A 19,604-nucleotide genomic window follows, 5' to 3' on the forward strand; every position below is an offset into this window, starting at 1 on the left:
TGTGAAGACCGATAGCGCAGAAACACATATTCAGATCCGCGGGGCCAACCTGCATAACTTGCGCAATGTCGATGTGACGTTGCCGCGTAACGAACTCGTCGCCATTACCGGTATCTCCGGCTCAGGAAAGTCTTCGCTGGCTTTCGGGACCATCCACGGGGAGGCACAGCGTCGCTACTTTGAGTCGGTCGCCCCTTTCGCCCGCCGGCTCATCGGCTCGGCGACCAGCCCCGAGGTCGAGGCGGTCGAGGGCCTGCCGCCGAGCGTGGCGCTGCAGCAGAACACCTCGGCCGGCGGGGCGCGTTCGACCGTCGGCACTGTGTCGACCATGTTGAACACCGTGCGCCTTTTGTATTCGCGCACCGGCGAGTACCCGCAGGATGTCGGGCATTTGGATTCCGACAACTTCAGCCCGAACGCCACCGCGGGCATGTGCCCGGAGTGCCAGGGCACCGGCATTACCTATGAGCCGACCGAGGCCTCGATGGTCCCGGACGATTCGCTGACCATCAACGAAGGCGCGATTAAGGCCTGGCCGGGCGCGTGGGCGGGCAAGAACTTCCGCGACATCCTCGATACCCTCGAAGTTCCCATGGACACCCCGTGGCGCGATCTCGCTCAAGAGCTGCGCGACTGGATCCTGTTTACGGACGAGCGCCCCGTCGTCACGGTCAGCCCGGAGCGGCGCGCCGACCAGGTGGAGAAGCAGTACCAGGGCACCTGGCGTTCGACGGCGAACTACCTGCGCGAGACGCTCGCGAACACCGAGTCGGACACCCTGCGCAAGCGCACCATCAGCTTCATGGAGTCGCACACGTGCTCCACGTGCCACGGCCGTCGTCTGCACGCGGACGCGCTGCGCGTGACCTACCTGGGCATGCCTATCGACGAGCTCAACGCCCTCACCCTCGCCGAGCTAGACGGCATGCTCTCCGAGCACACCCCGCAGTCGCCGGCCGAGGAGCTGCTCTATGAATCGCTCACCCCGATTCTGCGCTCCAGCATCGACCTCGGGCTCGGGCACTTGAGCCTGGACCGTCCGGCGCGTACCCTGTCGACCGGCGAGCTGCAGCGCGTGCGCCTCGCGTCCCAGCTGCGCGCCGGGCTCTTCGGCGTGCTCTACGTCCTCGACGAGCCCTCGGCCGGCCTTCACCCGGTCGAGCGCGAGGCGATCACCACGCTCGTGCGCCGTTTCATCGAGCAGGGCAACAGCGTCATCTTGGTCGAGCACGACATGGAGCTGGTCGCGGGGACGGACTGGCTTATCGACGTCGGCCCCCAAGCCGGCGAAGGCGGCGGCAACATCCTCTACTCGGGTATCACCGACGACTACGCCACCAGCGACGCCGACACCCCGACCGCCCGCGCGCTGGCCCACCGGAAGCTGCAGCTCAACGATTCCGCGCCCGAGGCGTCTGCATCCCTTGAGCTCCACGGCATCAACGCCCGCACCCTCAAGGACGTCGACGTCACGATCGGTCTGGGCCAGATGACCGCCGTGGTCGGTGTCTCCGGCTCGGGCAAGACCACCCTGCTCAAGGTCATCGCCGACGTCCTGCGCGCCCAGACCAAGAACCTGGACGAAGACGAGCTCGCCTCCCGCACGGGCGCGGTCAGCGAGGTGCGTGGCGACGACAACGTCGACCGCCTCGTACCCATCACGCAGAAGCCGATCGGCCGGACCCCGCGCTCGTGCGTGGCCACCTACACCGGCCTGTTCGACCGCGTGCGCAAGCTCTTCGCCAAGACGGACGAGGCGAAGCGTCGGAAGTGGAACGTCAGCCGTTTCTCCTACAACGTCAAGCAAGGCCAGTGCCCGACCTGTGGCGGCGCCGGCCAGATCGAGGTCGAGCTCGTCTTCCTGCCGGGCTCGTACGTCACCTGCCCGGATTGCCAGGGCGGGCGTTACAACCCGGAGACCCTCGAGGTCACCTGGAACGGCTACACGGTCGCCGACGTCCTCGGCCTCACCGTGGCGGAGGCCGTCGACGTCTTCGCCGAGGATGCCTCCATCAGCCGGGCGCTGCGCGCACTCAACGCCGTCGGCCTGGGGTATCTGCGGCTCGGCCAGGGTGCCCCGGAGCTCTCCGGCGGCGAGGCGCAGCGCATCAAGCTCGCCACGGAGCTGCAGCGCGCGCGTCGCGGGCACACGCTCTACCTGCTCGACGAGCCGACCACCGGCCTGCACCCGCACGACGCCCAGCTGCTCATGCGCGAGCTGCGCCGGCTGGTCGACGAAGGCGATACCGTCATCTTCGTCGAGCACGACATGAACGCTGTGGCGGGCGCGGACCGAGTCATCGAGCTCGGCCCCGGCGCCGGTGTGGACGGCGGGCGCATCGTCGCGGACGACACCCCGGCACGCCTCGCCGAGCAGGACACCCCGACCGCTCAGGTGCTGGCCGCTCGGGCATAACCACAGTCACGCCCCGCGCGGCATACAGGAAATGTTCAGTTTTCGACCTTAAGGTATCGCCCATGAATCAGCGCGATGACGACTTCGAGACCCGCTATCTCGGCCCCACGGGCGGCGATGGGGGATCCCAGTCCAGCAGCCAGCCACCCCGGCAGCACTTCCCGGATGAGTACGGCCAGGGCTACCAGCAGCCTTATCAGCAGCCGTACTACAACGATTACAACTACGACGGCGCGGACTACGACGACACCGACAAAGGCGGCCGCGGCGGCGGGGGAGCGGCCCTCGTCTTAGGCATCTTGCTGCTGGTCGCCGTCATCGGCGCTGCCGTGCTCTACTTCCTCTGGCGCTCCGCGGCGGACCGCGCGAACGAGCCGCCGCCGGAGCCGGTCACCGAAACCAGCGTGACCACGCAGGAGGCCGTCACCGAGACCCTGACCGTCACCGAGGAGCCCGAGCCCGCCCCCGGCGAGGACGGCTCGAGCGGTGACTTCCTCGAGGACCTCGACATCCCGACCGAGGAACTGCCGGATCAAAACGACCTCGAGAACCTGTTGAACGACCTTTTCGGCGGTGAGAACCAGCAGCCTGCCCCGCAGCAGTAAGAACTACACTAAACGGCTATGTCTGAGTCTTTGTCTTCGTCCGCGCACCAGCCGGAGGCCATGCAGCTAGCCCAGCAGCTGGCCGAGCGCTTAAGCAGGCACATAAGCGACGTCGTGGTCTGCCCCGGCTCGCGCAACGTCCCGCTGTCGCTGGCGTTGCTCGCCCAGCCGGGCATCCGGGTGCATACGCGTATCGACGAACGCAGCGCTGCCTTCCTCGCCCTGGGCATGTCGCGGGTCTCCGGGCGCCATACGGCGGTGGTGACCACCTCTGGGACCGCGGTGGCCAACTGCCTGCCCGCGATGGTGGAGGCCCAGCATTCGCATACCCCGCTGCTCATGCTCTCAGCGGATCGCCCGCGCCGCCTCGTTGGCACGGGGGCGTCGCAGACGATCGAGCAGCAGGGGATCTTCTCCACCGTCACCGACACCGTCCAGATCGCGGCAGAGGAAGATGTGCCCCGCCTCAGCCACGCCTTAAGCAGTCAGTTCGCGGTGCACGTCAACGTCAGCCTGGATGCTCCGCTGGTGGGCGATCAGCTGCCTGTTGCGCACGCCACCGATGCAGCGCCGCGTGAGCCGCTGGATCTATGGAAGGACCACGGGTGCGTCGACGTCGATCTCAGCCGCAACACCCTGGTCATCGCCGGCGACGAGGCCTGGGAGGTCGCAGGCTTAGAAGACGTGCCCACCATCGCGGAGCCGAGCACGCCGGCGCCCTTCCACCCGGTCCACCCGCTGGCTGCCGGCCTTTTCGCCCGCGGCGAGATCACCACCGACGGCAGCAGCGAGTACGCCGACTACGTCGCCAAGACGAAGCCCGAGCAGATCATCGTCGTCGGCCACCCCACCCTCCACCGCCCGGTGCTGGGGCTGCTCACCGACCCGGACATCGAGGTCATCATCTTAAGTCGCACCGACCAGTTCACCGACCCGGCGAAAACCGGCCGGCACTTCGGCACCCGCGTTAAGGTCAGCGGGCGTCCCCGCAAGCAGTGGCTGAGCACCTGCCGCGGGCTCAGCGAGGTCGCGGCCGAGGCGGTGCGCAGCGTGCTTGCCGACGACACCCACGGCTTCACCGGCCTCCACGTCGCGGCGGCGCTCACCGATGGCCTCGGCGTCGGCGACGCCGTGGTGCTCGGGGCCTCGAACCCGGTGCGCGACGCGTCGTTGACGGGGCTGCCGTTCGGTGGCGTCGATACCTATGCCCCGCGCGGCGCCGCGGGTATCGACGGCACCGTCTCCCAAGCCATCGGCGTCGCCCTGGCCACCCAGACCCTTAACCCGGAGGCCGTGCGCGCCCCGCACACCCTCGCGCTGCTCGGCGATGTGACCTTCCTGCACGATATCGGCGGCCTGCTCATCGGCCCCGATCAGCCGGCGCCGGAAAACCTCACGCTGGTGGTGGCCAACGATTCCGGCGGAGGCATCTTCGAGTCGCTCGAGATTGGCCGCCCGCAGCTGCGCGCCAGCTTCGAGCCGGCCGTCGGTAGCCCGCACGAGGCGGACATCGCCAGTTTGTGCGCGGGCTATGGGGTGGGCCACGTGCGCGTCGAGACGCTCAATGACCTGCTGGTCGCACTTGCCGACGCCGCCGAGTACCCCTACGGCATCCGCGTCATCGAGGCGGCCACCACCCGGTCCACGCGCCGGGCGCTCGATGCGGCGCTCAAGGACGCCGTGGGCGTATGAGCGCCCCGTTAAGCGTGCGCCGAGGCCCGCGCTGGCGCCCGGTGATGCCCGGCCGGAACACCGTGCGGCGCCGCCTGCATCAGCTGGTGCTCGCGCTGTTGGCGTGCGCGCTGCTCGGATCCTTCGCGATGGTGGGGGGAGCGGCCCTCAACGACCGCGAGATCCACTCCCACCCGGGCCGGGCGATGGCGACGGTAACGGGGCAGTCGTGGTTTCGCACCACTGTTGACTACCAGGACGACCAAGGCGTCTACCACGCCCCACCGGCGGGTTTGCTCTATCCCACTGGGCTCGGTGAGGGCCAGAGCGTGTGGGTGACCTACGCGCGCCACAACCCCGACCTGGTGAAGGTGGAGGGACGTGGCTGGACGCTCGCGATCATCCCGGCGCTCAGCGTGGCGTTCGTCTCGGTGGTGATCGCGGCGGTGGCATGGTGGGTTATCACCATTGCCACCCGCCCCCGAAAGGGCGTATCGTCATCCAGGGTTACTAAAGAGGACGCTCTTTCTTAACCGGGAGTTTTACTTTGCCTGGAAAGGTGTGCTACATGCGTGTAGCGATTGTCGCCGAATCGTTTCTTCCGAATATCAATGGAGTGACCAACTCCGTTCTCCGCGTGCTGGAACACCTCCAGGCCCACGGCCATGACGCCGTCGTGATCGCCCCCGGCGCCCGCGACCACCAGGAGGAGGTCCGAGACTACCTCGGTTTCCCCATCGTGCGGGTGCCCACGGTGCGCGTCCCGCTCATCGATTCCTTGCCGGTCGGTGTCCCCAATACCGCGGTGCATGAGACGCTCTCGGAGTTCCGCCCCGATATCGTCCACTTAGCCAGCCCGTTCGTCCTCGGCGCCTCCGGCGCGATCACCGCCCGCCAGCTGCGCATCCCGGCGGTGGCGCTCTATCAGACCGACGTCGCCGGTTTCGCCACCAAGTACCACCTCGCCCCGCTGGCGGCCGCCTCCTGGGAGTGGGCCCGCACCATCCACAACATGTGCCAGCTCACCCTGGCGCCCAGCTCGCTGACCATCCGGGAGTTGGAAAACCACGGTATCCGCAACATCGTGCGCTGGGGCCGCGGAGTGGATACCCAGCGCTTCCACCCGACCAAGCGCTGCGCGCACCTGCGTCGGCAGTGGGATCCCACCGGCACCAAGAAGATCGTCGGTTTCGTCGGCCGCCTGGCACCGGAAAAGGGCGTGCACCGGCTGCAACGGCTGGCAAACCGTGAGGATATTCAGCTGGTCATCGTCGGCGACGGGCCCTCGCGTGGAGAGCTCGAGGCGCGCCTTCCCGGCGCCGTGTTCACCGGCGCTTTAGGCGGGGAGGAGCTCGCGCACGCATACGCGTCGCTGGATCTCTTCGTCCACGCCGGCGAGTTCGAGACCTTCTGCCAGACCATCCAGGAGGCGCAGGCCTCCGGGGTGCCCACCATCGGTCCCCGCGCCGGCGGGCCGGTCGATCTTATCGACGAAGGCGTCAACGGCCTCCTGCTGGACGTCGATACCTTCGCCGAGGATCTGCCGGCGGCGGCCGCCTGGGCCCTGGAGACCGGCCGTCTGCCGCAACTGCGCGACAATGCGCGGGCCTCGGTGGCCAACAAGACGTGGGACAGCCTCTGCGAGCAGCTCATGAGCTACTACCGGCATGCGATCGCGGCGGATCGCTACAGCCGCAACCGCTTCGGGTGGCGCTGGAGCATGCCGGAGTGGGCCGACAAGGGCTTGGGCGGTCGGGTCGCCTAGACTCGACCACGTGTCACGAGCAGACCTGGACAAGAAGCCTTTTGACGTTGCGAGCATGTTCGATGGCGTCGGCAAGCGCTACGACCTGACGAACACCATCATCTCCTTCGGGCAGGACCGGCGCTGGCGGCGGCGCACCCGCGAGCGTCTAGACCTGCACCCAGGCGAGAAGGTCCTCGACGTCGCCGCCGGCACCGCGGTGTCCACCGAGGAGCTGGCCAAATCCGGCGCCTGGTGCGTGGCCTGCGATTTCTCCCGCGGCATGCTCGCCGCCGGCGCCCAGCGCGACGTGCCGAAGGTCGCCGGCGACGGCATGCACCTGCCGTTTGCCGACGAAACCTTCGACAAAGTCACCATCACCTACGGGCTGCGCAACATCCACGACTACCGCGCCGCGCTGCGCGAATTCGCCCGCGTGACCAAACCCGGCGGCCAGCTGACCGTCAACGAATTCTCCACCCCCGTGATCCCGGTCTTCGGCACGGTCTACAAGGAATACCTCACCCGCCTTCTGCCGCGCGTGGCCCGGCTGGTGTCCTCGAACCCGGAGTCCTATGAATACCTCGCCGAATCCATCCGGGCCTGGCCGGACCAAGAAGAGCTGGCCGAGGTCATCAACGCCAACGGGTGGACCTACGCCGGCTGGCAGAACCTCACCTTCGGCATAGTGGCGATGCACTCCGCCATCCGGGCCTAGGACCACAAGGGCGTATCCCGACGCACAGCGCTGGCGCAGTGGCCGGCCGCGCGCCACATCCTCGCCAAGAGGTCGCGGTCGTCGTCGGTGATGAGATTCGCCATCAGCCGCGCCGCAGCCGGCATGAGCCTTGCGCCGATGGGACCGCGCAGGGCGAGGGGGCCGACCGTCGGCAAGAACTGCGGGTACGTCAAGAGCCGGGCGGCCGTGCGCGCCAGCAGGAAGGCCTCGCCGTAGCGCTCACGGAGCAGCTCCGGCCAGGCGCGGCGCAGCTCGGCGGCGGCATCGGTGGCCAGCATATCGATCGCCCACTCGGCCATCTCAAGCCCGTAGTCGATGCCCTCGCCGTTGAGCGGATTGACCCCGGCGGCCGCATCGCCGATGAGCATCCAGTTGCCGCCCGCGACCTGGGAGACCGCCCCGCCCATCGGCAACAGCGCCGAGGTGACCCGCTCGGGCATGCCCAGCTGCCAGTCGGGGCGGCATAAATCGGCGTAGTGGTCTAGCAGCTTTTTGGTATTCACCTTCGCCGGGCGGGCGTTCGTTGACAAAGCCCCGCAGCCGAGGTTGACGGTGCCGTCGCCGAGCGGGAAGATCCAGCCATAGCCAGGCTGGATCGCACCATCTTCGCCGCGCAGCTCCACGTGCGAATGCATCCACGGCTCCGCGTGAAAAGGCGAGGAGACATAAGAGCGCGCGGCGATGCCATAGACCTCCTCGCGGTGCCACCGCCGCCCCAGCTCCTTACCGACGGGCGAACGCACCCCATCGGCCACAATCACCCATTTCGGGCGCACGGTGTAGGCCTCGCCGTCGGCGGGCTGCACGGTGAGCTCGGTGATGCGGCCCCGCGTGACGACGGGGGCATGCGCCGTCGACAACGCCCGCACGTCGGCGCCGCGTTGCTGGGCGGTGCGGGCGAGGTGTTCGTCGAAAAGCGTGCGGGGCATCGCCGAGCCCACCGTGCCATAGGCCGACTCCGGCCACGGCGCGGTCACCGAGCCGCCATAGCCGTGTAGCTTGAGGCCGCGGTTGGTGTAGCGCTCGGTAACAACGTCGGCGAGACCGAGCTTGCGCAGCTCGGAGATTGCCCGCGGGGTCAGCCCATCGCCGCAGGTCTTGTCGCGGCCCAGGGCGCCGGATTCCACGAGGAGCACCTGGTAACCGGCGGCGACGCCGTGGATGGCGGCGGCAGATCCGGCGGGGCCGGCGCCGATCACGACGAGGTCGAAAAAGGCGGGCGAAGCATGCGTCATGGCCGTCATTGTCCCACGTGCCCACCCGAGCGTGTCTTCGGGGACATCCTTAGACTACGGTGAAGATGAACTTTGCACTGTCTCGTTCGGCGTGCCCGGGTTCAGGGCCGCCGCTAGTCGAAATCACTCGAGGTATGCCCACCATGACAAACGGCCAGACCAATCCGCAACCCCACGCCGGGGCTGTGGATCTCGGTGACGCCGACCTCAACGCCCGGATTGCCGAGGGGATGGCCGACGTCGAAAAGCTCCTGCACAGCGAGCTCAACCGCGGCGAAGGCTTCATCCAGGACAAGGTCACCCACCTCGCCGAAGCCGGCGGGAAGCGTTTCCGCCCCATGATGGCGTTGCTGGCTTCGGAATTCGGTCCGCGCCCGGGCAGCGAGAAGGTCGTGCAGGCCGCCTGCATCGTGGAGATGGTGCACCTCTCCACCCTGTACCACGACGACGTCATGGACGAGGCCGAGCGGCGCCGTGGGGTGGACTCCGCGAACCACCGCTGGTCCAACTCGGTGGCGATCCTCGCCGGCGACATCCTGCTGGCGCACGCCTCGCGGCTGATGAGTGAGCTGGACACAGCCACCGTCGCGCACTTCTCCCAGACCTTCGAAGAACTGGTCACCGGCCAGATGCGCGAGACCGTCGGGCCTGCTCAGGGTATCGATCCGGTGGATCACTACATGGACGTCATCCGGGAAAAGACCGGCGTGCTCATCGCCTCGGCCGGCTACTTAGGCGGCTTGCATGCGGGGGCGAGCGAGGAACATGTCGACGCCCTGTACCGGTTGGGTGGGCATATCGGGATCATCTTCCAGATCGTCGACGACATGATCGACATCTTCTCCGACCCCGAAGAATCCGGCAAGACCCCGGGCACCGACCTGCGCGAAGGCGTGTTCACCCTGCCAGTCCTCTTGGCCATGGAAGAAGACACCCCGGAAGGCGCCCAACTGCGGGAACTGCTCACCGGCCCACTTAACGACGACACCTCCGTCCACCACGCCCTCTCCCTCCTGGCGCGCTCCACGGGGCGGCAGAAAGCGCTCGCCGTGGTCGAGGACCAGCTGGCCTTGGCTGAAGAACAGCTCGACCGTCTTCCCGACATCCCCGCCACCCAAGCGTTGCGCCAGCTGTCGTGCTACACGGTCTCGCGTGTCGGCTAAACGTTGTGGATTGCATTGCTGAGCTGCTGATTTGCACTCGATAGGCTTCGGCGTAGTAAGGTAGCTAACCGCACCGCACGGAAGAAATTCCGCTGTGGAGTGAAAGCCAGGTTGTCCGAGCGGCCAAAGGAAGCGGACTGTAAATCCGCCGGCGTATGCCTTCAGAAGTTCGAATCTTCTACCTGGCACACTCACTGAGAACCCGCCTCGATCGGTTTCGATCGGAGCAGGGTTCTTTTTGTTTTCGGGGTGGGGCGTGTGGATCGTCGGTAGTTACTCAAATCCTGGCCCCGTTTCGGCCTCAAGCACCCCGAAGTGTTCAGCCCGGGGAAGCCTGGGACGTCGATAAGCAATCAAAGACACGCGCTAAGTGATAAAAATACCCGCGCTAACCAGCTGATTTGTGTTGTTGATTGGAGGCGGGTTAATCTTTCCAAGGCTTCAACGGAGCGGGTCAGAGAGAAACTCTGACGCGAAACACCGAAGCTGTGCCCCCTTAGCTCAGTCGGTAGAGCGTCTCCATGGTAAGGAGAAGGTCAGCAGTTCGATTCTGCTAGGGGGCTCTGTTAGTTTCCACCCCCTTCGGTGGGGCTGACGTAAAAAATCTATAGGGCGGTGTAGCTCAGCTGGTGAGAGCGCACGACTCATAATCGTGAGGTCGAGAGTTCGAGTCTCTCCACCGCTACCGGGATTCCTTCAGGGCAATGGCCTCGGGGACTCCGACTCCTATGAAAAGCTCCGTTGAGGGGCTCTGGTAGGGTTGCTCGTATCGCTTAAACGCGGTACGACCTAGGGGCGTGGCGCAATTGGTAGCGCAACGGTCTCCAAAACCGTAGGTTGCAGGTTCGAGTCCTGTCGCCCCTGCCAAACTACTTCAACACCTTTTCGAGGAGAGCTGTGACAGACGGAACGCAGAAGCCGGACTCGGCCCGCCCGACTGGTAAACGCCAGCTCTCTGGTGCGAGCACCATCTCGACCGCCTCGGTGGAGGCGAAGCGGGCGCAGCAGCGTCGCGAAGAGGATTCCTCTGAAGGCCCGGGCGGCGGTGTCGTCTCCTTCCTCCCGGAGGTTGTCCAGGAGGTTCGCAAGGTCGTCTGGCCCACCGGCCGCGAGATGGTCACCTACACCCTGGTGGTGTTCGCCTTCCTGATCTTCTTGACGGCGCTGGTGTGGGGCGTCGATCAGCTGGTGACGCTGGGAGTCGACGCAGTCCTCACCTAAAGCGCGCCACGCGCCGAGATGTGAAGGTATTTGAAGCCGGCCGAGCGCAGTAGTAGAATCAGATCCCACAGAAGGAACATCCCGTCGGACCCCCTGGGTCGGCGGGATCATTTATTGGCCGGGGCGTTTATCCGAACCCCTGGCCGCTGCCCCGAGTAAGAAAAGTGGGATTGACTGTTATGAGCGACGAGAACCAGACTCCGGCCCCCGAGGCCGACGAGACGCAGCCGGTGCAGGACGCCGACCGCGACATCGTCGAAAACGACCAGGACCAGGCCGAGGCCCAGGCCCCGGCCGCTGAGCACGAGGGCGAGGCCGTCGCCAATGCGGCCGCCGCCTTGGGTGATACCTCCGAGCAGACGGAGACCGCCGACGATGCGGAAGCGGACGCCGAGGCCGACTACCGCCGCCGTCTGCGCGAGTTCACCCGCGAGCTGAAGAAGCAGCCGGGCAAGTGGTACATCATCCAGACCTACTCGTCCTACGAGAACAAGGTGAAGACCAACCTGGAGATGCGTGCCCAGACCCTGGAGGTCGAGGAGTACATCCACGAGGTCGTCGTCCCCATCGAGCAGGTGGTGGAGCTCAAGGATGGCAAGAAGAAGATCGTGAAGCGTAAGCTGCTGCCGGGCTACGTGCTCGTGCGCATGGATCTTAACGACGCCGCGTGGTCCGTCGTCCGCGAAACCCCCGGCGTGACCAGCTTCGTGGGCAACGAGGGCAACGCGACGGTGGTGCGCCACCGCGATGTCGCCAAGTTCCTCATACCCAAGGCCGCCCCCACCGAGGAGGGCAAGGCGGAGGCCACCGACGCCGAGGGCAGCACCGTCGTCGCTATGCCGGAGGAGCAGGAGAAGCCGAAGTACGCCCACGACTTCGAGGTCGGCGACGCCGTCACCATCCTCTCCGGTGCGCTGGCGAGTGTGTCGGCGTCGATCTCTGAGATTGACCCGGAGACCGGCAAGATCCAGGCGCTGGTGTCCATCTTCGGCCGCGAGACCCCGGTCGAACTCACTCCGGACCAGATCGAGAAGATCAACTAGCCCACACGCGGGCGCCCGCGAAAGCCGAACGATTTGGGCTGGTGGCAGGCGCCCGGGTACCCTTGGGGCTCGCACAGTCCAGACATTCTCCCCGGTGGCCCGCGAATGCGGGCATCCGGACGGGTAAGTGCCTTTCACATCGAAGGGGTGCTCGCCCGGTACCAAGGAAAGAGGTAATTCGATGGCCAAGAAGGTCAGCGGCTTCATCAAGCTGCAGATTGAAGCAGGCCAGGCCAACCCGGCTCCGCCGGTCGGCCCGGCACTCGGTGCCCATGGTGTCAACATCATGGAGTTCTGCAAGGCGTACAACGCCGCCACCGAGAACCAGCGCGGCAACGTCGTCCCGGTCGAGATCACGGTCTACGAGGACCGTTCCTTCGACTTCAAGCTGAAGTCCCCGCCGGCAGCCAAGCTGCTGCTCAAGGCCGCGGGCATCAACAAGGGCTCCGGCGTCCCGCACACCGACAAGGTCGGCTCCGTCACCTGGGATCAGTGCAAGGAAATCGCTGAGACCAAGAAGAACGACCTGAACGCCCGCGACATCGAGGCCGCCGCCAAGATCATCGCCGGCACCGCGCGTTCGATGGGCATCACCGTCGAGAACTAGTCGTGAACTAGTCCGCGCGTTTCGAACTCGTGGTAGGGCCCGCTCCGGCCCGCACGACCACACCAATCACGTACAAAGGATTGTCACAATGAGCAAGAAGTCCAAGGCTTACCAGGAGGCCGCCGCCAAGGTCGACTCCTCGAAGACCTACCACCCGCTCGAGGCCGTCAAGCTGGCCCAGGCCACCTCGTCCAAGAACTTCGACGCCACCGTGGATGTCGCTATCCGCCTCGGCGTCGACCCGCGTAAGGCCGACCAGCTGGTCCGCGGCACCGTCTCCCTGCCGAACGGCACCGGTAAGACCGTCCGCGTCGCCGTCTTCGCTGAGGGCGACAAGGCCACCGAGGCTGAGAACGCGGGCGCCGACATCGTCGGCACCGAGAAGCTGGTTGAGGAGATCAACAACGGCAACATCGAGTTCGACGTCGCCATCGCCACCCCGGACCAGATGGCCAAGGTCGGCCGCGTGGCCCGCGTCCTCGGCCCGCGTGGTCTGATGCCGAACCCGAAGTCCGGCACCGTCACCGGCGATGTTGCCAAGGCTGTCTCCGAGGTCAAGGGCGGCAAGATCGCCTTCCGCGTCGACAAGGCTGCCAACCTGCACGCCCTGATCGGCAAGGCCTCCTTCGACGCTGAGAAGCTCGCCGAGAACTACGGCGCTCTTCTCGACGAGGTCCTCCGCCTCAAGCCGTCCTCCTCGAAGGGCATCTACCTCAAGAAGATCACGATCTCTTCGACCACTGGCCCGGGCGTTCCGGTGGACACCAACGTGGTGAAGAACTTCACCGACGCCGCCGAGGCTTAAACGCTCGGCTCCAAACCCCACTTGCCATCAGGCGGTGGGGTTTTTGCATGCCTACAGTAGGCGTCATGAGCGATGCACCCCGCGCCTGCATCATCGGCGCCGGCCCCAACGGACTAACCGCCGCGGCGCTGCTCGCTCGCGAGGGCTGGCAGGTCGACGTCTTCGAACGCGGCGACACCCCCGGCGGCGCGCTGCGCTCACATCACCCCTTCGGTAAGCACACGCTTGTCGACGCCGGCGCCGCCGCCTTCCCCTTCGGCATCGCGAGCCCCGCATTCCGCGACCTGCAGTTAGAAAATTTCGGACTGCGCTGGCGCCACCCCGACATCCCCATGGCGCACCCGCTGCCCAACGCTCCGGCCGCGTTGCTTCACGACGACCTCACCGCCACCGCCGCCGACCTCGGCCCGGATGCCGCGCGTTGGCGGGCACTGCACGCCGATCTCGTGGCCCACATCGATGAGCACCTCGACAACTTCCTCGGCCCCGTGCTGCGCTGGCCGCCGCACCCGCTGCAGATGGCCGTCTTCGGTGCCCGGGGGCTCTGGCCTGCCACCTGGCTGGGGCGAGCGGCGCTGCGCGGTGAACGCGCCCGTGCCCTGCTTGCGGGGAGCGCGGTGCACGCGATCACGCCGCCGTCGGCACCTTTAACCGGCGCTTTCGGGCTAGTCTTCGGGGCGCTCGGCATGAGCCGCGGCTGGCCGATGGTCGCAGGCGGCGCCCAATCGCTTGCCGACGCTCTCACCGCCGCCTCCGTCCACCACGGCGTGCGCGTGCACACCGGGGTGGAAATCCGTGACGTGCGGGATCTGCCGGAGGCTGATGCGGTGATCGCCAACCTTGTGCCCGCAGCACTCATGCGTCTGCGCGGTCTGGAGCTCCCGCAGCGCGTGCGCCGCGCGCTGAGCTCGTGGCGCTACGGGGCCGGCGTGTTCAAGGTCGACTTTTTGCTCTCCGAGCCCGTGCCTTGGCATGATCCGCGCGTGCGCGCGGCGGGAACCGTGCACGTGGGCGGGCGTGCGGAGGAGATCGATGCGGCCGAACGCGCCGTGCGCGCCGGTAGGTTTCCCGAGCGGCCCTTCTGCATGGTCTGCCAGCCACACGCGGCCGATAAAACCCGTGGCGACCAGCCAGTTTTGTGGACGTATGCGCATGTGCCGCGGGGGTACGTCGAGAAGCGACCGGGCGAGGTGGCCGAGCTCATCGTGCGCCAGATCGAGCGTTTCGCCCCTGGTTTTCGGGACACGATTCAGGCTCGTCATGAGACCTCGCCTGCCCAGCTGGAGGCCTGGAATCCGAATCTTATCGGCGGCGACATCGCCGGCGGCGCGATGGGCGGGCTCGGCGCGCTCATGCGCCCCCGGTGGAGCATGCACCCGCACCGGCTGGGCAACGGCTGGTACCTGGCCAGCGGGGCGACGCCGCCCGGAGCGGGAGTCCACGGCATGTGTGGGGCGTGGGCGGCTGCGGAGGCGCTGAAGGCGGTTCGTTAACGGCACGCCCGGAAACCTACTTCGTGCCCGCCGGCTCCCGGTTGCCGAGGCGGACCTTCTTGACCTCGCGGGCCTTGTCGGGATCGGCGTCGGAGTCTTTGAATCCGAACAAGTAGGTCAGCACGAAGGCGACGACGATCGACGTGCCGGAGGCGATGAGGTAGCCCCAGAAGCTGGAGTCGAGGCCCTCGGGGTTCACAAAGGAGGAGAAGCCGATGAGCGAGCCGGTGAATCCCCACATGTTGACATTGAGCAGGCCGGTGAGCAGGCCGCCAGCGGCACCGCCGATAGACGCCATGATGAACACGCGGCCGTACTTGAGGTTGACGCCGTACATGGCGGGCTCGGTGATGCCGCAGAACGCGGAGATCGCGGCCGGGCCCGACAGGCCCTTGAGCTTGTCGATCTTCGTCTTCACGAACACCGCCAAAACCGCGCCACCCTGGGCGACCATGGTCGCGGAGATGATGGCATTCAGGTAGGAGTGCCCCGTCGCCGCGATGTCCTGGGCGACCAGCGGGATTACGGCCCAGTGCAGCCCGAAGATCACAAGTCCCTGGTAGAAGCCGCCGATGACCAGCCCGGAGATGGTCGGGGAGAGGTCGTAGATGCCCTGGATGATGTTGGCGATGCCGGTCGAGATGAACGTGACGATAGGCCCGAGCAGCAGCAGAATGATCAGCGAGACGATCACGACCTCGAACAGCGGGACGAAGATCATGCGCACGATGTTCGGGATGATCTTCTTCAGCCACGGCTCGATGACGGAGGCGGCCCACGCGGCGACGATGATCGGGAAGATCGAGTAGGTGTAGTTCGCCATGTGGAAGGGCAGGCCGAAGAAGTCGGCGTTGAGCTGCATGCCCAAGATGGCGTTCTCGCCTTCGGATTCGGCGATTTCGAGCATGCTCGGATAGGTGAGCACGCCGCCGATAATCGCGACGATGACCGGATCGGCCCCGAGTCTGCGCGCCGCAGTGAAGCCGACGAAGATCGGCAGGAAGAAGAACACGGCGTCACTCATCGCGTTGATGATGGCGTAGGTGTGGGTCTCCTCCGTGATGACGTCGAAGGTCAGCAGCAGCGAGAGGATTCCCTTGATGATGCCGGAGGCGGCCAGCAGGCCGATGACCGGGATCATCGAGCCGGTGATCACGCCGATGAGCTCGGAGAACCCGTACTTGAACCATCCCCACGCGGTGGTGGGGCGCTCCTTCTTCTCCTCGGTGTCGCTCGCCTCGCCGGTATTGCCGAGTTGCTTCTCGACGGCCTCGTACACGTCCTCCACGTCCGGGCCAATAACAACCTGGTACTGGCCGCCGGCGCGCACGACGTCGATCACGCCGTCGAGATCCTCGAAGTGGCTGTCGTCGGCGCGGTCTTCATCCTTGAGGGAAAAACGCACGCGCGTGATGCAGTGCGTGACGGAGCGGACGTTTTCCGCGCCGCCGATGCCCTTGATGATTTCCCAGGCGGTCGCATCAAAGCCGCTGAGATCGGCGGGGCGTTCCTCCGAGGCGGCGGCCGGTTTCGCGGTGTCCTGTTCTTCTCGCTTGGCGACGGGCTCCGCCACCAGATCCCCCGCCTGCGCATCACCGGTGGCCACGATGACCTCCGAGAGCTTCTTCTTGGAGTTGGTGATGATGACGACGGCCGTCGGATCCTTCTCGGCCTCCTTGATGGCGTTGAGATCCATCGTCGCGATCTTCTCGCCCGCGGAGACGGTGTCTCCCTTGGAGACGTGGATGTCGAAGGGCTTGCCCTCGAGCTCGACGGTGTCGATGCCCAGGTGGACGAGGTACTGCAGCCCGTCGCCACCTGCGACGCCGACGGCATGGCCGGTCTTGGCGGTCATGAGGACCTTGCCGTCGACCGGCGAGACGACCTCGCCGCTGGTGGGGTCGGCGATGGCGAAGCCGTCTCCCATCTTGCGGGAGGAAAAGACCTGGTCGTTGACGTCGTCAAGCGGGATCACCCGGCCCGACACCGGAGCGACTGCCTGGGAATACTGCATGGCGGCTCACTTTCGGAGGAATAGAACTAAGAGTGTGTCGACAGTAATAGTGGCAGTATATAGTAGCGATCATCACACACAAGGCCCCTGTTGCTCGGTGGCGATTTGGTGGGTGGGCTAAGCGTCGGTAAGGTTCATGAATGAAGTTTGAACGGGCCCCGGTATGCGCCGGGGGTCGAGCTCAAGTTTCACCGAAGACCGTCGGTCATCCCATCAAGGGATTGAAAGCGCATCTTAAGCCTTGACCCACAAGGCTTAGGGAGCCGGCCTACGCAGGAGACACTTGCTACCGTTCGCGAGCCTTTCCTTTCGGAAATGGTGTGTGCGAACTTTTAGCCCTGTGCCTGCTGCACGGGGCATTTTTCGTAGAAGCGGAAGTGTCCCGGGCGGATCACAAGCTACGACACAAGGGAAAGGAGGCGTTGGTAGATGGCAAACCCGAAGAACGTTGCGGAGCTCGCAGCCCTGAAGGAGAAGTTCCAGGAGGCCGACTCGTTGTTCCTTACGGAGTACCGCGGCCTGACCGTTTCTCAGGTCCAGGAGCTGCGTGGTGAGCTCGGATTCGATGTCGAATACCACGTCGCCAAGAACACCCTCCTGAAGATCGCCGCTCAAGAGCAGGGGATCGAGGGCCTTGACGAGCACCTGACCGGCCCGACCGCCGTCGCCTTCATCAAGGGCGAGGCCGTTGACGCCGCCAAGGTCATGAAGAAGTTCGCCGAGGACCACGAAGCGCTCGTGGTTAAGGGCGGCTACATGGACGGCGGTCCGCTGACCGCTGACCAGGTCAGGGCCATTGCCGAGCTGGACAACCGCGAGACCACCCTCGCCAAGCTGGCCGGCGCTATGAAGGGCAATCTGGCGAAGGCTGCCGGTGCATTCAACGCTCCGGCGACCAAGATGGCGCGACTCGCTGCAGCACTGCAGGAGAAGCAGGACGCCTAACACTCTGCGTCCGCGGTCTCTCGCCGTGCGCAGAGCAAACACTTAAGAAGCACACAGACATTGCCCGGCCGCCCTTGGTGGGGGCCGGCACACGAAAAGAAAGGATGCCACCATGGCTAAGCTTTCCAAGGACGAGCTCATCGAAGCTTTCAAGGAAATGACCCTCATCGAGCTCTCTGAGTTCGTCAAGGAGTTCGAGGAGGTCTTCGACGTGGAGGCCGCCGCTCCGGTCGCCGCCGCTGCTGCTCCGGCCGCTGGCGATGCCGGCGCTGCCGCTGCCGAGGAGAAGGACGAGTTCGACGTCGTCCTCACCGATGTCGGCGGCAAGAAGATCGGCGTCATCAAGGCTGTCCGCGAGATCGTCTCCGGCCTGGGCCTGAAGGAGGCCAAGGAGATGGTCGAGTCCGCTCCGAAGGCTGTCCTCGAGGGCGCCAACAAGGAAGACGCCGAGGCTGCCAAGGAGAAGCTCGAGGACGCTGGCGCTTCCGTCGAGCTCAAGTAGTCGCCTAGCCGCCTGATACTAGGGCGGCGCGCTGCTTGGCGCTTTTGCTTACCCCGTGCATGCTGAGATGCGTGCGCGGGGTTTTCTCATGTGTGGGTGGTTTGGGAGTGCGTGGGAAGGCGGGGTGGGGTAGGCGGACGGCGTTGGGTTCATGGGGCGGTAACGTTTTCGTGCGCGTTTGTACGCGTGGTCGAAAGGAGTCTCCCCTAAAGGGGTCTCGCGCGGTCGAAACGAGTAGTCCTTTATATGGCCCTCCTTTCGACCAGCGTTAGCGCCCCATGAGAACAAACTCACCCACACTCATCACACCCCACGAATACCGAACGCGCCGGAGCAGAAGTCTTCGCGTAGCGGGTGCCCGGGTAGACTGTCCGGCATGCTTCCGAAGTCCCGCATCATCTCTGCCCTCCTCGTCGGTTTAGGTATTGCCCTGATCGTCGGCGGGTTGATGGCGCCACGACTCATCGATTCGGATGGCCGCCTCCCGCTGGATCTCGAGAACTCCACGTGGACGCTCACTGATGACAGTGCGGCCACCCGTCTGTTGACGGATCCCAACGGCCGCGTCTTGGAAACGCCGGTAACCCGCCAGCTCCACCTACAGATCGGGGAGCCGGCGACGGCTGACACGGCGAGCGTGCGGGTCGGCACCACGCTCATGCGGGACAGCCTGCAGGAGGAGAGCGACCGGCTGATCACCGCCTCGACCTGGGGCTATGAGATGGACCGGGTCACCGGCGAGGCGACCACCCCGGCGAACCTCACCCACACCATTGGCATGCCGCCAGAAGAAGTAGAGGTTGACGGCGTGTGGATGAAGTTCCCCACCGACGCCGAGCAGACCACCTACGACGTCTTCGACGACACCCTGCGCGAATCCCGCCCGGCCACCTTCATCGATTCCCAGGAGATTGATGGCCGCACGATCTACCATTACCGCCAGGAGATCGAGCCGACGAACGTCGCCTTCTTATACGAGTCCTTCCTCAACACCGCCCCGGTCGGCGATCAGCAGGGTGCGCTGTACCACTCCGCCACCACCGACTTCTACGTAGACCAGATCACCGGGCTCGTCGTTGACATTGAGACCGAGATCTACGACTTCTACGCCGTGCCCGGCCAGGAGAACGACGAGCAGGCGCGCGAGACTTTCCTGCAGTTCACTGGCAGCCGGGAGGACGCGCAAGTCGACGCCACCTTGGCGGAGATCGACGACATCTCAGGCTCCACCACTGCCGAGCTGATCCGCTGGTCGGTGGTCGCGGTGGGCGTCGTGATCACGGTGCTTGGCCTTTTGGGTGCCTTCCTCGGCAACGGCGCCGAGCGCGGCAAGACCCGCCAGCGTCGCCGGATTCGCGGGCGACATGCCCGGCGGAAATAGCGCACAAGTTGCGGAAGTCT

Annotated in this window: 17 protein-coding genes and 4 tRNA genes; 19 read left to right on the forward strand and 2 right to left on the reverse strand. The window is 65.8% G+C overall.

All coding sequences use genetic code 11. The annotated features are described in order from the left end of the window. The first annotated feature begins 58 nt into the window (after positions 1-58). The 6 genes from C3B44_RS01550 to C3B44_RS01575 all read left to right on the forward strand — a co-directional run bounded on the left by C3B44_RS01550 (position 59) and on the right by C3B44_RS01575 (position 7,154). Positions 59-2,416, forward strand: coding sequence for an ATP-binding cassette domain-containing protein (locus C3B44_RS01550; RefSeq protein ID WP_242979244.1), 2,358 nt, complete (start codon positions 59-61; stop codon positions 2,414-2,416). Between the two features lie 62 nt (positions 2,417-2,478). Further along, a complete protein-coding gene (locus C3B44_RS01555; RefSeq protein WP_108430809.1) occupies positions 2,479-3,021 on the forward strand; it encodes a hypothetical protein in 543 nt (180 codons plus the stop codon). A gap of 18 nt (positions 3,022-3,039) precedes the next feature. Beyond that, positions 3,040-4,713 (forward strand): 2-succinyl-5-enolpyruvyl-6-hydroxy-3-cyclohexene-1-carboxylic-acid synthase, encoded by a 1,674-nt coding sequence (gene menD / locus C3B44_RS01560; protein ID WP_108430810.1) that lies wholly within the window; start codon positions 3,040-3,042, stop codon positions 4,711-4,713. A 44-nt stretch (positions 4,714-4,757) separates the two neighbouring features. Further along, positions 4,758-5,225, forward strand: a complete 468-nt coding sequence (locus C3B44_RS01565) for a DUF3592 domain-containing protein (protein WP_108432516.1) — start codon at positions 4,758-4,760, stop codon at positions 5,223-5,225. Between the two features lie 35 nt (positions 5,226-5,260). Then, positions 5,261-6,457 carry a glycosyltransferase family 4 protein gene (locus tag C3B44_RS01570; protein WP_108430811.1) on the forward strand — a complete coding sequence of 399 codons (1,197 nt, stop codon included), beginning with the start codon at positions 5,261-5,263 and terminating at the stop codon, positions 6,455-6,457. Between the two features lie 10 nt (positions 6,458-6,467). Continuing rightward, positions 6,468-7,154: a demethylmenaquinone methyltransferase gene (locus tag C3B44_RS01575; RefSeq protein ID WP_108430812.1), complete on the forward strand. Its 687-nt coding sequence runs from the start codon at positions 6,468-6,470 to the stop codon at positions 7,152-7,154. On the opposite strand, the gene C3B44_RS01580 is transcribed toward C3B44_RS01575, so the two are convergent. Continuing rightward, entirely contained in the window at positions 7,151-8,410 is a 1,260-nt protein-coding gene (locus C3B44_RS01580; RefSeq protein WP_199222375.1) for a geranylgeranyl reductase family protein, read from the reverse strand. The two genes, C3B44_RS01575 and C3B44_RS01580, sit on opposite strands and share 4 nt — an antisense overlap. A 143-nt stretch (positions 8,411-8,553) precedes the next feature. Here C3B44_RS01580 and C3B44_RS01585 point away from each other — a divergent pair, with 143 nt between their 5' ends. From C3B44_RS01585 to C3B44_RS01630, 10 genes are all read left to right on the forward strand, one after another. Next, positions 8,554-9,573 carry a polyprenyl synthetase family protein gene (locus C3B44_RS01585; protein ID WP_108432517.1) on the forward strand — a complete coding sequence of 340 codons (1,020 nt, stop codon included), beginning with the start codon at positions 8,554-8,556 and terminating at the stop codon, positions 9,571-9,573. A 105-nt stretch (positions 9,574-9,678) separates the two neighbouring features. Further along, positions 9,679-9,761: transfer RNA gene (locus C3B44_RS01590), tRNA-Tyr, on the forward strand. A gap of 302 nt (positions 9,762-10,063) precedes the next feature. Further along, positions 10,064-10,136, forward strand: a tRNA-Thr gene (locus C3B44_RS01595). A gap of 48 nt (positions 10,137-10,184) precedes the next feature. Beyond that, a tRNA-Met gene (locus C3B44_RS01600) sits at positions 10,185-10,258 on the forward strand. Between the two features lie 106 nt (positions 10,259-10,364). Continuing rightward, positions 10,365-10,440 (forward strand) — tRNA-Trp (locus C3B44_RS01605). A gap of 30 nt (positions 10,441-10,470) precedes the next feature. Continuing rightward, positions 10,471-10,794, forward strand: a complete 324-nt coding sequence (gene secE / locus C3B44_RS01610; protein WP_108430814.1) for a preprotein translocase subunit SecE — start codon at positions 10,471-10,473, stop codon at positions 10,792-10,794. Positions 10,795-10,973: 179 nt separating this feature from the next. After that, on the forward strand, positions 10,974-11,837 hold the full coding sequence (nusG, locus tag C3B44_RS01615) for a transcription termination/antitermination protein NusG (RefSeq protein ID WP_108430815.1): 864 nt from the start codon (positions 10,974-10,976) through the stop codon (positions 11,835-11,837). 181 nt (positions 11,838-12,018) lie between these two features. Further along, positions 12,019-12,444 (forward strand): 50S ribosomal protein L11, encoded by a 426-nt coding sequence (gene rplK / locus C3B44_RS01620; protein WP_108430816.1) that lies wholly within the window; start codon positions 12,019-12,021, stop codon positions 12,442-12,444. 88 nt (positions 12,445-12,532) lie between these two features. Next, positions 12,533-13,249 carry a 50S ribosomal protein L1 gene (rplA, locus tag C3B44_RS01625; protein WP_108430817.1) on the forward strand — a complete coding sequence of 239 codons (717 nt, stop codon included), beginning with the start codon at positions 12,533-12,535 and terminating at the stop codon, positions 13,247-13,249. Positions 13,250-13,314: 65 nt separating this feature from the next. Continuing rightward, positions 13,315-14,742 (forward strand): phytoene desaturase family protein, encoded by a 1,428-nt coding sequence (locus tag C3B44_RS01630; RefSeq protein WP_108430818.1) that lies wholly within the window; start codon positions 13,315-13,317, stop codon positions 14,740-14,742. Positions 14,743-14,758: 16 nt separating this feature from the next. Here the strand turns inward: C3B44_RS01630 and C3B44_RS01635 are convergent, their stop codons facing one another. Then, entirely contained in the window at positions 14,759-16,756 is a 1,998-nt protein-coding gene (locus tag C3B44_RS01635) for a PTS sugar transporter subunit IIABC (RefSeq protein ID WP_108430819.1), read from the reverse strand. 429 nt (positions 16,757-17,185) lie between these two features. On the opposite strand from C3B44_RS01635, the gene rplJ reads away from it, so the two are divergent. The 3 genes from rplJ to pgfA all read left to right on the forward strand — a co-directional run bounded on the left by rplJ (position 17,186) and on the right by pgfA (position 19,584). Beyond that, a complete protein-coding gene (gene rplJ, locus C3B44_RS01640; protein ID WP_108430820.1) occupies positions 17,186-17,701 on the forward strand; it encodes a 50S ribosomal protein L10 in 516 nt (171 codons plus the stop codon). Between the two features lie 112 nt (positions 17,702-17,813). Next, positions 17,814-18,203, forward strand: a complete 390-nt coding sequence (gene rplL, locus C3B44_RS01645; RefSeq protein ID WP_108430821.1) for a 50S ribosomal protein L7/L12 — start codon at positions 17,814-17,816, stop codon at positions 18,201-18,203. Between the two features lie 376 nt (positions 18,204-18,579). Beyond that, complete coding sequence (pgfA, locus tag C3B44_RS01650) at positions 18,580-19,584, forward strand: cell envelope lipid trafficking protein PgfA (RefSeq protein WP_108430822.1); 1,005 nt, start codon at positions 18,580-18,582, stop codon at positions 19,582-19,584. Positions 19,585-19,604: the final 20 nt, after the last annotated feature.

Source organism: Corynebacterium yudongzhengii (genome assembly GCF_003065405.1).
Classification (GTDB): Bacteria; Actinomycetota; Actinomycetes; order Mycobacteriales; family Mycobacteriaceae; genus Corynebacterium; species Corynebacterium yudongzhengii.

Coding starts and splice junctions, on each gene's coding strand:
- C3B44_RS01555 (WP_108430809.1), top strand. CDS start 2,479: ATGAATCAGCGCGATGACGACTTCGAGACCCGCTATCTCGGCCCCACG.
- menD (WP_108430810.1), top strand. CDS start 3,040: ATGTCTGAGTCTTTGTCTTCGTCCGCGCACCAGCCGGAGGCCATGCAG.
- C3B44_RS01565 (WP_108432516.1), top strand. CDS start 4,758: ATGCCCGGCCGGAACACCGTGCGGCGCCGCCTGCATCAGCTGGTGCTC.
- C3B44_RS01570 (WP_108430811.1), top strand. CDS start 5,261: ATGCGTGTAGCGATTGTCGCCGAATCGTTTCTTCCGAATATCAATGGA.
- C3B44_RS01580 (WP_199222375.1), bottom strand. CDS start 8,410: ATGACGCATGCTTCGCCCGCCTTTTTCGACCTCGTCGTGATCGGCGCC.
- C3B44_RS01585 (WP_108432517.1), top strand. CDS start 8,554: ATGACAAACGGCCAGACCAATCCGCAACCCCACGCCGGGGCTGTGGAT.
- nusG (WP_108430815.1), top strand. CDS start 10,974: ATGAGCGACGAGAACCAGACTCCGGCCCCCGAGGCCGACGAGACGCAG.
- rplK (WP_108430816.1), top strand. CDS start 12,019: ATGGCCAAGAAGGTCAGCGGCTTCATCAAGCTGCAGATTGAAGCAGGC.
- rplA (WP_108430817.1), top strand. CDS start 12,533: ATGAGCAAGAAGTCCAAGGCTTACCAGGAGGCCGCCGCCAAGGTCGAC.
- C3B44_RS01630 (WP_108430818.1), top strand. CDS start 13,315: ATGAGCGATGCACCCCGCGCCTGCATCATCGGCGCCGGCCCCAACGGA.
- C3B44_RS01635 (WP_108430819.1), bottom strand. CDS start 16,756: ATGCAGTATTCCCAGGCAGTCGCTCCGGTGTCGGGCCGGGTGATCCCG.
- rplJ (WP_108430820.1), top strand. CDS start 17,186: ATGGCAAACCCGAAGAACGTTGCGGAGCTCGCAGCCCTGAAGGAGAAG.
- rplL (WP_108430821.1), top strand. CDS start 17,814: ATGGCTAAGCTTTCCAAGGACGAGCTCATCGAAGCTTTCAAGGAAATG.
- pgfA (WP_108430822.1), top strand. CDS start 18,580: ATGCTTCCGAAGTCCCGCATCATCTCTGCCCTCCTCGTCGGTTTAGGT.